Source organism: Streptomyces cyanogenus (assembly GCF_017526105.1).
GTDB classification, from domain to species: domain Bacteria; phylum Actinomycetota; class Actinomycetes; order Streptomycetales; family Streptomycetaceae; genus Streptomyces; species Streptomyces cyanogenus.
The window spans coordinates 4,829,605-4,844,977 of record NZ_CP071839.1 but is presented as its reverse complement, the minus strand read 5'-3'; the positions used below and the strand labels follow the sequence as shown (position 1 = coordinate 4,844,977).

The 15,373-nt window shown below is 72.9% G+C and carries 13 protein-coding genes; 4 read left to right on the top strand and 9 right to left on the bottom strand.

The window, feature by feature from the left end; genetic code table 11:
• Nucleotides 1–33: 33 nt before the first annotated feature.
• The 7 genes from S1361_RS21780 to ssd all read right to left on the bottom strand — a co-directional run bounded on the left by S1361_RS21780 (nt 34) and on the right by ssd (nt 5,677).
• Nucleotides 34–453 carry an Rv3654c family TadE-like protein gene (locus S1361_RS21780; protein ID WP_243769541.1) on the bottom strand — a complete coding sequence of 140 codons (420 nt, stop codon included), beginning with the start codon at nt 451–453 and terminating at the stop codon, nt 34–36.
• Between the two features lie 173 nt (nt 454–626).
• Nucleotides 627–977 carry a TadE family type IV pilus minor pilin gene (locus tag S1361_RS21775; protein WP_208033480.1) on the bottom strand — a complete coding sequence of 117 codons (351 nt, stop codon included), beginning with the start codon at nt 975–977 and terminating at the stop codon, nt 627–629.
• Between the two features lie 22 nt (nt 978–999).
• Nucleotides 1,000–1,200, bottom strand: a complete 201-nt coding sequence (locus S1361_RS21770) for a DUF4244 domain-containing protein (RefSeq protein ID WP_208033479.1) — start codon at nt 1,198–1,200, stop codon at nt 1,000–1,002.
• An 81-nt stretch (nt 1,201–1,281) separates the two neighbouring features.
• Nucleotides 1,282–2,061, bottom strand: coding sequence for a type II secretion system F family protein (locus S1361_RS21765; protein ID WP_208033478.1), 780 nt, complete (start codon nt 2,059–2,061; stop codon nt 1,282–1,284).
• A gap of 310 nt (nt 2,062–2,371) precedes the next feature.
• Complete coding sequence (locus S1361_RS21760; RefSeq protein WP_208033477.1) at nt 2,372–3,235, bottom strand: type II secretion system F family protein; 864 nt, start codon at nt 3,233–3,235, stop codon at nt 2,372–2,374.
• Between the two features lie 148 nt (nt 3,236–3,383).
• Nucleotides 3,384–4,574, bottom strand: coding sequence for a TadA family conjugal transfer-associated ATPase (locus S1361_RS21755; RefSeq protein ID WP_208033476.1), 1,191 nt, complete (start codon nt 4,572–4,574; stop codon nt 3,384–3,386).
• A complete protein-coding gene (gene ssd, locus S1361_RS21750) occupies nt 4,571–5,677 on the bottom strand; it encodes a septum site-determining protein Ssd (RefSeq protein WP_208033475.1) in 1,107 nt (368 codons plus the stop codon). Before ssd ends, S1361_RS21755 begins: the two co-directional genes overlap by 4 nt.
• 592 nt (nt 5,678–6,269) lie before the next feature.
• On the opposite strand from ssd, the gene S1361_RS21745 reads away from it, so the two are divergent.
• Nucleotides 6,270–7,100: an HAD family hydrolase gene (locus tag S1361_RS21745; RefSeq protein WP_208033474.1), complete on the top strand. Its 831-nt coding sequence runs from the start codon at nt 6,270–6,272 to the stop codon at nt 7,098–7,100.
• 338 nt (nt 7,101–7,438) lie between these two features.
• Here the strand turns inward: S1361_RS21745 and S1361_RS21740 are convergent, their stop codons facing one another.
• On the bottom strand, nt 7,439–8,263 hold the full coding sequence (locus S1361_RS21740; RefSeq protein ID WP_208033473.1) for a Fic family protein: 825 nt from the start codon (nt 8,261–8,263) through the stop codon (nt 7,439–7,441).
• A gap of 101 nt (nt 8,264–8,364) precedes the next feature.
• On the opposite strand from S1361_RS21740, the gene S1361_RS21735 reads away from it, so the two are divergent.
• Entirely contained in the window at nt 8,365–9,345 is a 981-nt protein-coding gene (locus tag S1361_RS21735; protein ID WP_208033472.1) for an ATP-binding protein, read from the top strand.
• A 3-nt stretch (nt 9,346–9,348) separates the two neighbouring features.
• Here S1361_RS21735 and S1361_RS21730 read toward each other — a convergent pair whose 3' ends face one another.
• Nucleotides 9,349–10,614 carry a polysaccharide deacetylase family protein gene (locus S1361_RS21730; RefSeq protein WP_208033471.1) on the bottom strand — a complete coding sequence of 422 codons (1,266 nt, stop codon included), beginning with the start codon at nt 10,612–10,614 and terminating at the stop codon, nt 9,349–9,351.
• Between the two features lie 338 nt (nt 10,615–10,952).
• Here S1361_RS21730 and S1361_RS21725 point away from each other — a divergent pair, with 338 nt between their 5' ends.
• Together S1361_RS21725 and acs are read left to right on the top strand one after the other, a co-directional pair.
• Nucleotides 10,953–13,310: a bifunctional SulP family inorganic anion transporter/carbonic anhydrase gene (locus tag S1361_RS21725; protein WP_208033470.1), complete on the top strand. Its 2,358-nt coding sequence runs from the start codon at nt 10,953–10,955 to the stop codon at nt 13,308–13,310.
• A gap of 91 nt (nt 13,311–13,401) precedes the next feature.
• The gene (gene acs, locus S1361_RS21720) at nt 13,402–15,357 is read left to right on the top strand and encodes an acetate--CoA ligase (RefSeq protein WP_208033469.1); all 1,956 of its coding nucleotides are present in this window, start codon (nt 13,402–13,404) and stop codon (nt 15,355–15,357) included.
• Nucleotides 15,358–15,373 lie beyond the last annotated feature (16 nt).

The window sequence follows — 15,373 nt, the reverse complement described above, 5'->3', positions numbered from 1 at the left end:
TGACGGCTGACGGTTGACGGCTCCGAGCTGGAGCTAGCGGCTGGCTGCTCGCGGCTCGCGGCGTTCGGGCTGCTCGACGCCTCCCGGCACCGAGGGGGCAGGCGCGCGCGGAACGGCGGGCGGCGCGGGTCGGGGCCCGTCCGGTGCGCCGAGCGGTACGGGACCCGGCGGTCCCGCTCTCGCCCTGACCTCCGCCGTGAACGGCCCTCGCCCCGCGGCCGCCGTCACGTCCGAGGTGTCCCCCACGATCGCGCACCGCACCAACCGCACCCCCTGGGCCGCCGCCAGCCGCTCGGCCCGGGTGCAGGCCGCCGCGCCGCCCTCGGCCCAGTGGTCCGCCGCCGCGAGCGCGGCCAGGTCGGCACCGCCGGCCGCCCGGTGCCGTACGACGACGGCCTGCCCGAGCGCGAGCACGGCACCGAACACCACGCAGAGCACGGCGATCGCTCCCAGGCTCCAGACGGTGGCGGACCCCCGGTCCGGGTCCTGTCCCCGCCCCGGACCCCCAGGCCCCCTGTCCGGCGCCTCACCGCCGCCCTGCCGGTCGTTCCACCGCCGGCGCAGGCATCCGCCCCACCGTCCGCCGTCGGCGGAGCCCTGCCGCCGGCCCACGTCACGCCCACGCATCACGGCCCCGCCTCCGCAGACCCCGGAGGCGCCCCCACCGTGTCCTCGGCGAGCGCCACGGCCTCCTCCCGTACCTCGAACGGCAGCCCGCTCAGCACCGGCGGCTTGGCCACCACCGTCACACGGACCCGGTCGCCCTCGCGGGCCACGGTCACCCGTGCTCCCCGCGGCGCCGCTTCCCGGGTCACCGTCACCACCGTGCCGGCCGGGTCCTGACGGGCGGCGGCCCGGGCCCCCGCGCGGGCCGCGTCCACGCACTCGATCTGCGCCGCCACCATGAGCAGTCCCCAGACCAGCGCCATCGTGAACGCCACCAGCACGGACAGCACCACGGCCGCCTCCGCGGTCACGAACCCCCGGTCACCGCCTCCCTCACATCCGCGCACTGAGCGCCTTCTTCACGATGTCCTGCAGCTCCGCCTGGACCTGGCCGCTGCTGACGACCTTGTAGAGCACCAACGCGAACGCGACGGCCGCGATGATGCCCATGGCGTACTCGGACGTCACCATTCCGGCGTCCTGGCGGCACGCCCCGCGCAACCGAACCGCCGCTTTCCTGATCTTCCTGAACATTTCAACCCCCGTGAGGTTCTGATCCGTTGCCGTCTTCCGGCGCTTGTCCGATGTCCGCCTGCTGGTCTCCTCTCGTCCCCCTCACCCCCCTCCCGTCACGCTGCCCGCCAGGCCGATCACGACCGGCAGGACCCCGACCGCGATGAACGCGGGCAGGAAGCACAGGCCGACCGGCGCGGAGATCAGTACGGCCGCCCGGCGAGCCCGGGCCGTCGCCGTGCGGGCCCACTCCGCGCGCGCGTCCGACGCGAGACGGGCGACCGGGCCGGCCGCGGGCAGCCCGGACTCGTCGGCCCGCTCCAGCAGCCGCGCCAGCAACCCCGCGCCGGGCAGCGCCGCCAAGCTCCGCCAGGCGGTCGCCGGTTCACCGCCGAGCCGGACCTCCGCCGCGCCGCGTGCCAGCGCCTGGCCGACGGGGCCGCCGAGGGCCTCGCCCACCGCCTGGGCGGCCACCACCGGACCGGCACCGGCCGCGATGCACGCGGCCAGCAGGTCGGCCGCGAGCGGAAGCTGGCGCGCCGCCCCCGCCGCGTCGATCACTTCCTGTGCAGGGGCGGAGGTCTGCCGCCCCCACCACCGCCAAAGCACCGCACCGACACCCAGTCCCAGAACGCTCCCCGTGACCCCGCCGACCAGCACCCACACACCACACGCCGCACCGGTCGCCGACAGCCACCGCCGTACCGCGCCGGGGATCACCAACGATGATCCGGCCGTAGGCGCTTCGACCCCCAGCAGCTCGGCCACCCGGCGCCGCGCCCGGCGCCGCCGCCGTGCCGACCACAGCCGCCGGGCAGCCCAGCCGAGGGCGAGCACCACGGCCGCGGTCATCCCCAGCCTGTGGACGACTTCCGCGCTCATACCGCCCGCCCCTTCCCCGCCATCCGGACAACCGGACCGCGCACCGCATTGCCCGCCAGCTGACTCCCGCTGCCGTCACCCGCCGCCTCGCGCACCGCCGGCCTCATACCGCCCATCCCTCTCTTCGCCGTTCGGACGACCACGCCACTCGACGCCTCCCGCACCACCGTGCTCACTCCACCGTCCGCCACCTCACGAGCCACCGGCCTCACGCGGCCTCCGCAGCCGGCGCGAACCGCCGCACACACCCCACGCCCTGGCCCCTGACGCACCGCCGGCCCCACAGCCCAGCGCCTCGAACGCCACCCGCTCACACCGCCTCCGCCCGCCGCACGATCCGCACCGCCCACCACATCCCGGCCACCTCGAACACCGCCCCGGCCGTCAGGCAGCCCAGGCCGGCACCGCTGTGCAGCAGGACCCGCAGCGGGTCCGCGCCCATGGCCGTACCGAGGAGCAGGCCGAGGGCGGGCAGCGCGGCGAGCAGTACCGCGGTGGCCCGGGGGCCCGACAACTGGGCGTGCAGGTCGGCGCGTTGGTCGCGCTCGGCCCGCAGGGCCCCGTCCAGCCGGTCCAGGCCGGCGGCGAGCCCGGCGCCCTGGTCCACGGCCACCCGCCAGCACGCGGCGAGTCCGAGCAGGCCCTCGGCGCCCGGCTGCCGCGCCGCCGTGGCCAGCGCGCCGGGCACGTCTCCGCCGAACCGCGCCGCCGCCACCACGGCGGCCTGTGCGTCACCGAGTCCGCCGGAGTCCCGCGCGGCCCGCAGCAGCGCCTCCCCCGGCTGCCGGCCCGCCCGCACCTCGCCGGCGAGCGCCCCGCACAGGGCGATCACCGCGTCGGCCCGCCGCTCCCGCGTGCGCCGGGCCCGCCGGGCCAGCCGCATCCGACGGAGCACCGGCACCCCGGCCGCCCCCGCGACGACCGGAATCACCGAGGCACCCAGCAGGGCGATCACGATCCCGGCGACGAGCGCCCACCACTCGGCGCCCCACCGGCCGCACCGGCGCCGCACTTCCGCGACCGCCTGCTCCCAGGCGGGCGGCCCGGTCGCCACCACCCCGCCGCCGGCCAGCAGCAGCCGTGCCCGCCGCATCCCGTAGTGCCGCCCGCCCAGCAGCCAGACCAACGCGCCGAAGCAGACCAACGCGGCCCCCATGGACGTCTCACCGATCATTCCGGTCACCACTCCTCCACTCCCGAACCTCATCCGCCGTCCCGAAAGGACCACCGGCCACTCCCGAACCCCATCCGCCGTCCCGAAGACCACCGACCACCCCGGAACCCCGTCCGCCATCCCGAAGACCACCGACCACCCCCGAACCTCACGCGCTCCCGAACTCCGCCGAGACCCCCAGCAGTTGCCGCAGCCGCTCCCACCCCCGCTCCCGCGCGAACGCCCGCTCGTCCCAGCGCAGCGCCGGTACCGTCCGCACCAGTCCGGTGCCGTCCCGCTCCAGCACGTGCACCTCGGCGATCCGGCGCCTCCCGGACCGGTCCCGTACGAGATGCACCACCACCGAGAGGGCGGCCGCCAACTGGCTGTGGAGGGCGGCCCGGTCCAGCCCGGCGGCCGTGGCCAGAGCCTCCAGCCGGACCGGCACATCCGCGGCCGCGTTGGCATGAACCGTGCAGCAGCCCCCCTCGTGGCCGGTGTTGAGGGCCGCGAGCAGATGGACGACCTCCGGTCCGCGCACCTCGCCGACGACCAGCCGGTCCGGCCGCATCCGCAGTGCCTGCCGCACCAGGTCCTCCAGGCTGACCAGACCGGCGCCCTCCTGGTTGGCGGGCCGGGTCTCCAGCCGGACGACGTGGGGGTGGTCCGGCCTCAGCTCGGCCGAGTCCTCGGCGAGCACGATCCGCTCACCCGGTCCGACGAGCCCGAGCAGGGCGCTCAGCAAGGTCGTCTTGCCGCATCCGGTGCCGCCGCTGACCAGGAAGGACAGCCGCGCCTCGATCAGCGCGCGCAGGATGAGGTCGCCGCCGGGCGGCACCGTGCCGGCCGCGACGAGTTCCTCGACGGTGAAGGCCCGGGGCCGCACCACCCGCAGGGCCAGGCAGGTGCAGCTGACGGCCACCGGGGGCAGCACCGCGTGCAGCCGGGTGCCGTCGGGCAGCCGGGCGTCGGCCCAGGGCCGGGCGTCGTCCAGCCGGCGTCCGGCCACGGCGGCCAGCCGCTGGGCGAGACGTCGTACGGCCGCGGCGTCCGGGAAGGTCACCGCCGTCAGCTCAAGGCCGCCGCCACGGTCCACCCACACCCGGTCGGGGGCGGAGACCAGGACGTCGGTGACGTCGGGGTCGGCGAGCAGCGGCTCCAGGGGACCGGTGCCGACGAGTTCGGAGCGCAGGTGTTCGGCCGCGCCGAGCACCTCCGCGTCGCCGAGCACACGACCCTGTTCGCGCAGCGCCTGGGCCACGCGCGCGGGGGTGGGTTCGGCGCCGCTCGCGGCGAGCCAGCGGCGGACGCCGTCGAGCAGGGCCGCGCCGTCGGTCCGGTCGAGTCCCGGCAGGGTCATCGGGCGCCTCCCGCCTCGACCAGCGCGCGCTCCCAGAAGTGCGCGCAGAAGCGGGCCAGCGGGCCGCGGCCGGTCGCGGCCGGCGGTTTCGGGCCGCCCTGCGGGCGCAGCAGCGAGGGTTCGACGGGCACCTCACCGGCCAGCGGCAGGGCGAGCAGCCGGGCCACCTCGTGGTCGTCCAGGCCCGGTGCGTAGGGCCCGCGGACCGCCACGCGCAGGTCGCGCACGACCATGCCCACGGCGGAGGCGACGCGGCCGGCCGCCGCGACCGCCCGCAGTTCGGCCGGGACGACGAGCAGGGCGAGGTCGAGCTGGGCGAGGACCTCGGCGACCCCGTCGTCGAGACGGCGGGGCAGGTCGACCACGACCGTGCCGCCGCGCCGACGGGCGGCTGCCAGCACCGCGCGGACCGCGGGCGGCGGAACGGCGACGCAGTCGCCGCGGTCCCAGCTGAGCACGCGCAGGGAGTGCAGTTCGGGCAGCGACTCCTCCAGGGCACCGCCGCCGACCCGGCCGCGGGAGGCGGCGAAGGCGGGCCAGCGCAGTCCTTCGGCGCTCTCGCCGCCGAGGAGTACGTCGAGTCCGCCGCCGAGCGGATCGGCGTCCACCAGGAGTGTGCGCAGTCCCTCGCGCGCGGAGGTGACGGCGAGCGCGCACGCGAGCGTGGACGCGCCGGCCCCGCCGCGGCCGCCGATCACCCCGACGGTGAGGGCCGGACGGCCGATGCCCTCGGCGACGTCGGCGATACGGTCGACCAGCCAGGGCTCGCCGTCGGGAAGCATCAGGACATGGTCGGCACCGATCTGGACGGCTCGTTTCCACACCCCCGAGTCGTCCTGGTCGTGGCCCACCAGCACCACACCGGGCCGGCGCACGGCCCCCCGCACCCGGCGCGCGGCGTCGTCGCCGACCAGCACGAGGGGCGCGGCCGCCCAGCGGTCGCCGGATTCCGCTACGCCGTGGTGGACCTCGGGTGTGGCGCCCGCCGCCGCGCACAGGCGCAGCAGATCGTCCAGGAGAGCGGCGTCCTCGGTGACGATGAGCGGGCGTCCGGGCCTGCCCGCGGGGCCGGGCGGCGGGTCGTGCGTGACGGTTCCGGTCATGGGTGTTCCCCCTTCGCTGCGTGGGCCACATGGCCTCTGCGACCACGCGATTCCCAAAGGTGTGAAGAACCGGCAGGCGGCCTCCATATGAACGGCCGACAGAAACCGGCCATACGCGCTCCGGCAATCGGAACCGGCCATGAACTCGCCGCGGCCGGAGTGCGCTGGAATCACGGTGCAGCGACCCGCGAAATGATGTGGATCTTGGTCAAAAACTGTGGACAAGCCAGGGCCTGTGAATATCTCCGTCACCCATACCAGTGACCCCTGTACTGATCCGTGTGCGACTTCCAGAGTGCAGTCTTTTGATTACGGACGGTAATCAATCATGGGCATGACGAAGGCGCGGGCGCAGGGGCGCAGTGCCGGCCGTGCAGCCGCGGGAAGAAAGGAGGGGAGCGTGAAAACGCGTCCGGACATGCGACGACCCCCGCCGGGGGGGAGAGCGGGGGTCGTCCCCACGGCCGACTCGGGGGGGGAGGAGTCGGACCGGGTTAGCACGGTCGCGAACGATCCGTGACTTCCATGGTGTACCCGAGAGCCCTCTCAGGCAAACCCACGCGCCCCACCTTACGCCGAATGGTGGGCGCCTATGCTCAGGGACGTGGAAAACCACTCCTTGCCCCGCGCAGCGGCCTTCTTTGACCTGGACAAGACGGTCATTGCGAAGTCGAGCACGCTCACCTTCAGCAAGTCCTTCTACCAAGGCGGGCTGATCAACCGCAGGGCCGCGCTGCGTACCGCATATGCCCAGTTCGTCTTCCTCGCCGGCGGCCTGGACCACGACCAGATGGAGCGCATGCGCGAGTACCTCTCCGCACTGTGCCGCGGCTGGAACGTCCAGCAGGTGCGGGAGATCGTCGCCGAGACCCTGCACGATCTGATCGACCCGATCATCTACGACGAGGCCGCCTCCCTCATCGAGGAGCACCACGCGGCCGGCCGGGACGTGGTGATCGTGTCCACCTCGGGCGCCGAGGTGGTGGAACCGATCGGCGAGCTGCTGGGCGCCGACCGCGTGGTCGCCACCCGCATGGTCGTCGGCGAGGACGGCTGCTTCACCGGGGAGGTGGAGTACTACGCCTACGGCCCGACCAAGGCCGAGGCCGTCAGGGAGCTGGCCGCCTCCGAGGGCTACGACCTCGACCGCTGCTACGCGTACAGCGACTCGGCGACCGACCTGCCGATGCTCCGGACGGTCGGACACCCGCACGCCGTGAACCCCGACCGCGCGCTGCGCCGCGAGGCACTGGCGCGCGGATGGCCGGTTCTGGAGTTCCGCCACCCGGTCCCGCTCAAGAAGCGGCTGCCCGGGTTCTCCGTCCCGCCCCGCCCGGCACTGGTGGCGGCGGCGGCCATAGGCGCGGCGGCGGCGACCGCCGGCCTCGTCTGGTACGCCAACCGACGCCGCGGCACCACGTGAACGGGCGCCCGTTCCGTCCTGTTTGAACCCGAAAGTAAAGAAGTGCAGGCCCGGGTTCCGCTTCCCGCCGTCCCGCGGTACAAAGAAGGTAGGCCCGCGAGACCAAAGGACATCCGAGAGGATCCCCTACTACTACGCACTTGGCCCCACGGACCCCGCATGAACACCGGGCACCCACGCGACGTCGACCCGTCGATTACGGGCCAGCCGCACCAGGTACGGGCAAAGACCCCGACCTGATGGGCGACATATCGAGGACGCTTGGTAACCCGGTGCGCATGCCAGCGGCGGTACGAGAACTCGTACCGCCGCAACCCTTGTCCGGGCCCCCGGCTTCCTCAGGCCGCGCCGCGCTGCAGCGCCTCGCACACCGCGGTCGACTCGCGCACACCCAGCTCGACCGCCCGGCCGCAGTGGGCGATCCAGGCCGCCATACCCTCGGGGGTGCCGGAGGCGTAGCCGTCCAGAGCGGCCAGGTAGGAAGCGCGGCCCAGTTCGGCGTGGCCGACCTCGGCCGGGCAGACAGCCTTCGGATCCAGGCCGCTGCCGATCAGCACGATCCGCTCGGCCGCGCGCGCGACCAGGCCGTTGTGGGACGTGAAGGGGCGCAGTGCGAGCAGTTCGCCGTGGACCACGGCGGCCGTCACCAGCGCGGGCGCGGAGGTGCCGGCGATGATCAGGTCCGCCAGCCCCTCCAGGCGGCCCGCGACCTCCTCGGCGTCCGGCAGCGGCAGTTCGACCAGCGGCTCGTCCACCGACTCACCGGCCTGGCGCGGCCTGCCGACCTGGTCGTCCCCGCTCGCCGCGGCCACCAGGTGCAGCCGGGCCAGCACCCGCAGGGGCGACTGGCGCCAGATGGACAGCAGCTGCCCCGCCTCCGCGGTGAGCCGCAGGGCCGCGCCCATGACGCGGGCCTCGGGATCGACGCCGAAGTCGGTGCGCCGGCGCACCTCTTCCAGGGCCCAGTCCGCACCGGAGAGCGCCGCCGAGCCGCGGGCACCCCGCAGGGCCGCCTCGGAAGTGATCTCGTTGCTGCGGCGCCGCATGACCCGGTGCCCGTAGACCCGGTCCACGGCCTTGCGCACGGACTCCACGGACTCGGCCACACCGGGCAGCGAGCCCAGGGCCGCGAGCGGGTCGGCGGTCGCGCCTGTCGTACTCATGAGTACGACACTACGCACCCCACCGGCCGACCCCACGAAGGAGTGGTCTTCTTCACTTTCACCTGACACGTACAGCTATCGTCCGGCTACTCTTCGTGAACATGAAAATTGCTTTCGTCGGGAAGGGCGGCAGCGGCAAGACCACGCTCTCCTCCCTCTTCATCCGCCATCTCGCCGCCGCGGGCGCCCCCGTGGTCGCCATCGACGCGGACATCAACCAGCACCTCGGCCCCGCGCTCGGCCTCGGCGAGCAGGAGGCGGCCGCGCTGCCCGCCATGGGCGAACAGCTGCCGTTGATCAAGAGCTACCTGCGCGGCAACAACCCGCGCATCGCCTCAGCCGCCACGATGATCAAGACGACCCCGCCCGGCCAGGGCTCACGCCTGGTCCGGGTGCGCGAGCCCAACCCGGTCTACGACGCCTGTGCGCGCCCGGTGGAACTCGACGGCGGCGCCGTCCGTTTGATGGTCACGGGCTCCTTCACGGACGCCGACCTGGGGGTCGCCTGCTACCACTCCAAGACGGGAGCGGTGGAGCTGTTCCTGAACCACCTCGTCGACGGCCCCGACGAGTACGTCGTCGTCGACATGACGGCAGGTTCGGACTCCTTCGCCTCCGGTATGTTCACCCGCTTCGACATGACGTTCCTCGTCGCCGAACCGACTCGGAAGGGGGTCTCCGTCTACCGCCAGTACAGGGAGTACGCCCGCGACTTCGACGTCGCCCTGAAGGTCGTCGGCAACAAGATCCAGGAGCCGGACGACATCGACTTCCTGCGCGCCGAGGTCGGTGACGACCTGCTGGCGACCGTGGGGCGCTCGGACTGGGTTCGCGCCATGGAGAAGGGCCGGCCGCCCCGGTTCGACCTCCTGGAGGAGGCCAACGCCCGCGCCCTGGAGACGCTCCGAAGCGCCGTCGACGCCACCTACGAGCGGCGGGACTGGGAGCGCTACACCCGCCAGATGGTGCACTTCCATCTGAAGAACGCCGAATCCTGGGGCAACGAGCGCACCGGGGCCGACCTGGCGGCGCAGGTCGACCCCCACTTCGTGCTCGGCGAGAGCCTGGCGACGCCGGTCTGACGTCTACGTCCGGTCCGCCGGCGCCCCGGGTACACCCCTGGGTGCCGGGGCCGGGCGGCCGGACAGGAAGGACGCCCAGCCCTGCCGGGGCGACTCGCCGACCTCCAGGGTGCGCAGCTTCGCCAGGGTCTGCGGGTCCTGGGCGTCCAGCCAGTCGACCAGCTGGCGGAAGGAGACGCAGCGCACCTCGGGCTTGGTGCACACCTCCTTCACCACGTCCTCGACGGCGCGCATGTAGGTGCCGCCGTTCCAGGACTCGAAGTGGTTGCCGATGATCAGAGGCGCACGGTTGCCGTCGTAGGCGCGGTAGAAGCCCTTGAGGAGGCCGTCGCGCATCTGGTCGCCCCAGTAGTCGAACTTGTCGGGGTCGCCCTGGGTCTCGGTGCCGGACTGGTTGACCATGAAGTTGTAGTCCATGGTCAGCTGCTCGTAGGTGTGGCCCGGGAAGGGCACCAGCTGCATGGACAGGTCCCACAGGCCCTGCTTCTTCTTGGGCCACACCTGGTCGTTCACTCCGCTGGAGTCGTAGCGGAAGCCCAGCTGGCGGGCGGCCTTCATGAAGTTCTTCTGCCCTTCCAGGCAGGGGGTGCGGGCGCCGATCAGCTCCTTGTCGTAGTCGAAGGGGAGCGGGGCCGCCTGCTTCATGCCGGTGTTGGTCCTCCAGGACTTCACGAACTTCTTGGCCTGGGCGATCTCGCTCTTCCACTCGTCCACCGACCAGGTGCCGACCCCGCCGTCGGGCCCGCAGAAGTGGCCGTTGAAGTGGGTGCCGATCTCGTTGCCCTCCAGCCAGGCCAGTCGTACCTGCTCCAGGGTGTCGGCGATGCCCTGCTCGTCGTTGAAACCGATGTCGGAGCTGCCCGGCGCATGCTGGGGCGGCTTGTACAGCTCCCGCTTCTCCTTGGGCAGCATGTACACACCGCTCAGGAAGTAGGTCATCGTCGCGTTGTTCTCCTTGGAGACCTCGCGGAAGTGCGAGAACAGTTTCTGGCTGTCCTCGCCCGCGCCGTCCCACGAGAACACGACGAACTGCGGGGGCTTCTGACCGGGACTCAGGCGCTCGGCCCGGGGCAGATGCGGCTGGGATCCGGTGTACGCGGTGGATCCGTCGCCGATCGGCCGCAGGACGCTGCCCGGTGCCGGTGCCCCCTGCTCCGGACCGGGCGCCCCTTCCTTCGTGCCGCTGGAGTCGGTCGCGCAACCGGCGAACGACGCCGCACAGGCCGCGGCGACCATGGCGCCGACGGCGATCCTCTGGGTGGCGGCCATCTTCCGCCCACCTTCTTCCTTCTCTCAGGCACACGCTGACGAGGGCCGTTTTCTGGGGATGTGCCGGGGTTTCACCGACAGCGCCGCCAAGGTCGCACGGGACCGAGAAGGAATTAGTACGACAAGCCGATCATCTGCTCACTTCACCCAAGCGAGGGATCATCTGCCCCATTTGCACCGGAAAGCTATGCTCTGGCTTTACGTGGCATTACGGTTCTTTTACCGAACGTTGGTCCATCCCGCCGCTGCACGCCGTGACCCACGGCCGCGACCGAGCCCGCCCATCGCCGCGGGTCCCACCCAGTCCGCGACCGCGCCGCCCCGGAGGAGACGGGAACATGTCAGCCTGCGCACCCCCTCACGCCCAGCACCCCCGCCCACCCCACAGTCCCGCACCCGCACCCCGCCGCTTTCCCGTGGCGGGCGCCGACCTGTCCGCGGCCGTCGCGGTCTTCCTCATCGCCCTGCCGCTCTCCCTCGGCATCGCGCTGGCCACCGGCGCCCCGCTCCAGGCCGGCCTCGTGGCCGCCGCGGTCGGCGGGATCGTCGCCGGCCGGCTGGGCGGCTGCCCCCTGCAGGTCAGCGGACCCGCCGCCGGACTCACCGTGGTCACCGCCGACTTGATCCACCGTTACGGCTGGCGGACGACCTGCGGCATCACCGTCCTCGCCGGCGTGGCCCAACTGGGCCTCGGCTGCCTGCGGGTGGCGCGCGGCGCGCTCGCGGTCAGCCCGGCCGTGGTGCACGGCATGCTCGCCGGTATCGGCATCACCATCGCCGTCGCCCAGCTGCACATCGTCCTCGGCGGCAGCCCGGACAGCTCCGTCCTCGCCAACCTGCGGGAGCTGCCCGCCCAGTTGGCGCGGCTGGACCCGGCCGCCGTGTCGATGAGCGCGCTGACCCTGGCCCTGCTGACGGCCTGGCCGCGCCTGCCCGGCCGGACGGGCCGGCTGCTGCGCCGGGTGCCGGCCCCCCTCGTCGCCGTCACCGGGGCCGCCGCGACCGCCGCCCTCGCCGGCCTGGCGCTGCCCCGGGTCGAGCTGCCGTCCTGGCACAGTCACGCCCTGGCCGGACTGCCCGAGGGCCCGGTGCTCGGCCTCGCGGCCGCCGTGCTCACCACCACCCTGGTGTGCAGCGTGCAGTCGCTGCTCGGTGCCGTGGCCGTGGACAAGCTGGTCGCCGCCCGGCCGGGCCCACAGCCCCACGTCGGCCGCTCCGACCTGGACCGCGAGCTGCTCGGCCAAGGCGCCGCAAACATCGTCTCCGGGTCCCTCGGCGGACTGCCGATCGCGGGCGTGGCCGTGCGCAGTACCGCGAATGTGAAATCCGGTGCGGTGAGCCGGAACTCCACGATGCTGCACGGCGTTCTCGTAGTAGTCGCCGCGCTGCTGATGGTCCCGGTCCTGGAGGAGATCCCGCTCGCCTCCCTCGCCGCCCTGGTGATGGCCGTCGGCATCCAGATGGTGTCCCTGCACCACATCCGCACGGTGACGCGCCACCGCGAAGTGCCGGTCTACGCCGCGACCACACTCGGCGTGGTGGCCCTCGGCGTCCTGCAGGGCGTGCTCCTCGGGGTCGCCGTGGCGGTCGCCCTCGCCCTGCACCGCCTCGCCCACACCCGTATCACCCACGAAGAGAAGGAAGGAGTCCATCACGTACAGGTCCGAGGTCAGCTGACCTTCCTCGCGGTGCCCCGGCTCAGCAGAGCTCTGCATCTCGTACCCCAGGGCGCCCACGCCGTCGTGGAGTTGGACGGTTCGTTCATGGACCACGCGGCGTACGAGTCACTGCAGGACTGGCGCAGTGCCCACACCGCCCGGGGAGGCACGGCCGACCTGGCGGGCCGGCGCGGCGGAATCCGGACCGCCGAGCGGGCCCCGGCCGCCGAGTGCCGGTGCCGCCCCTGGACGCCCTGGCGCAACCACCAGTCCTGCTTCGCCGAGGCCCCCGCCGCCCCGGCGGGCCAGGAGGCCGGCCGGGAACTGGCCCGTGGCATCAGCTCGTTCCAGCGGAACACCGCCCCGCTGGTACGGGAGGAGCTGGCGCGGCTGGCCCGGGAGGGCCAGCGGCCGTCACAGCTCTTCCTCACCTGCGCCGACTCCCGCCTCGTCACGTCGATGATCACCGCCAGTGGTCCCGGCGATCTGTTCGTCGTCCGCAACGTCGGCAACCTGGTGCCGCCGCCGGGCGAGGAGCACGGCGACGACTCGGTGGCCGCCGCCATCGAGTACGCGGTGGAGGTGCTCGGGGTGCGCTCCATCACGGTGTGCGGGCACTCGGGGTGCGGAGCGATGCAGGCACTGCTGGCCGGCGGGGCCGGCCCGGGGGACACCCCACTGCGGCGGTGGCTGCGGCACGGGCTGCCGAGCCTGGCGCGGACGGCCGGCGACCACCGCGACCGGCCCCGGCTGGCCGGGCGGGCCCCCGCGGACGCGGTGGAGCTGCTGTGCCTGACCAACGTGGTCCAGCAGTTGGCGCATCTGCGGGCGCACGCGTCGGTCGCCCGTGCGCTGGCCAAGGGGGAACTGGAACTGCACGGCATGTATTTCCATGTGGGCGAGGCACAGGCGTACCTGCTCGCGCGAACGGAAGGAGGAACGGAGGGAGGAACAGTGTTCGAGGACGTCGCGGAAGGCGTCGGCAAAGGTGAGGGGGCAGGCGGACGGGTGTGGGCCACCACCCCCGGACAGGTCTAAACCAATTTTCCGCCGACCCTTGTCATCCGCCCCCCGCGTCTGATGAGCTGTGGCCTGGGACACAACGGACACCCTTCGAAAGGGAGATGTCGTGAGCAACGAGAGCCTGGCCAACCTGCTCAAGGAAGAACGCAGGTTCGCGCCGCCCGCCGACCTGGCAGAGCACGCCAACGTCACCGCGGAGGCGTATGAACAGGCCAAGGCTGACAGGCTCGGCTTCTGGGCCGAGCAGGCCCGCCGGCTGACCTGGGCCAAGGAACCGACCGAGACGCTGGACTGGTCGAACCCGCCGTTCGCGAAGTGGTTCAAGGACGGCGAGCTGAACGTCGCGTACAACTGCGTGGACCGGCATGTGGAGGCCGGGCACGGGGACCGCGTCGCCATCCACTTCGAGGGCGAGCCAGGCGACAGCCGCGCGATCACCTACGCGGAGCTGAAGGACGAGGTCTCCAGGGCCGCCAACGCCCTGCTGGAGCTGGGCGTACGCAAGGGCGACCGGGTCGCCATCTACATGCCGATGATCCCGGAGACCGCGATCGCGATGCTGGCCTCGGCCCGGATCGGCGCGGCCCACTCGGTCGTCTTCGGCGGCTTCTCGGCGGACGCGCTCGCGACCCGGATCCAGGACGCGGACGCCAAGGTCGTCATCACGGCCGACGGCGGCTACCGGCGCGGCAAGCCCTCCGCGCTCAAGCCGGCCGTGGACGAGGCGATCGCCAAGGTCGACAACGTCGAGCACGTGCTGGTGGTGCGCCGTACCGGCCAGGAGGTCGCCTGGGACGGCGAGCGGGACGTGTGGTGGCACGAGCTGGTGGGCCGGCAGTCCGCCGAGCACACCCCGGAGGCGTTCGAGGCGGAGCACCCGCTGTTCATCCTCTACACCTCGGGTACGACGGGGAAGCCGAAGGGCATCCTGCACACCTCGGGCGGCTACCTCACCCAGGCGGCCTACACCCACTGGGCGGTCTTCGACCTCAAGCCGGAGACGGACGTGTACTGGTGCACGGCCGACGTCGGCTGGGTGACCGGCCACTCGTACATCGTGTACGGCCCGCTGGCCAACGGCGCGACCCAGGTGATGTACGAGGGCACGCCGGACACCCCGCACCAGGGCCGGTTCTGGGAGATCGTGCAGAAGTACAAGGTCACGATCCTCTACACCGCGCCGACCGCGATCCGGACGTTCATGAAGTGGGGCGACGACATCCCCGCCAAGTTCGACCTGTCCTCCCTGCGCGTCCTGGGCTCGGTGGGCGAGCCCATCAACCCCGAGGCGTGGATCTGGTACCGCAAGCACATCGGCGCCGACCGGACGCCGGTCGTGGACACCTGGTGGCAGACCGAGACCGGCGCCATGATGATCTCGCCGCTGCCCGGCGTGACCGAGGCCAAGCCTGGCTCCGCGCAGCGTCCGCTGCCCGGCATCAGCGCCACGGTCGTCGACGACGAGGCGAACGAGGTGCCGAACGGCGGCGGTGGCTATCTGGTGCTGACCGAGCCGTGGCCGTCGATGCTGCGCACCATCTGGGGCGACGACCAGCGGTTCATCGACACCTACTGGTCCCGCTTCGAGGGCAGGTACTTCGCCGGGGACGGGGCGAAGAAGGACGACGACGGCGACATCTGGCTGCTGGGCCGGGTGGACGACGTGATGCTCGTCTCCGGGCACAACATCTCCACCACCGAGGTGGAGTCGGCCCTCGTCTCGCACCCGTCGGTCGCCGAGGCCGCCGTCGTGGGTGCCGCGGACGAGACCACCGGCCAGGCCATCGTCGCGTTCGTGATCCTGCGCGGGACGGCTTCGGAGACCGAGGCGCTCGTCGGCGAGCTGCGCGACCACGTCGGCGCCACGCTCGGCCCGATCGCCAAGCCCAAGCGGATCCTGCCGGTGGCGGAGCTGCCGAAGACCCGCTCCGGCAAGATCATGCGCCGGCTGCTGCGGGACGTCGCCGAGAACCGCCAGCTCGGTGACGTGACCACGCTGACGGACTCCACGGTCATGGATCTCATCCAGACCAAGCTGCCCGCGGCACCCAGCGAGGACTGAGCGGCACCCCGGGGGG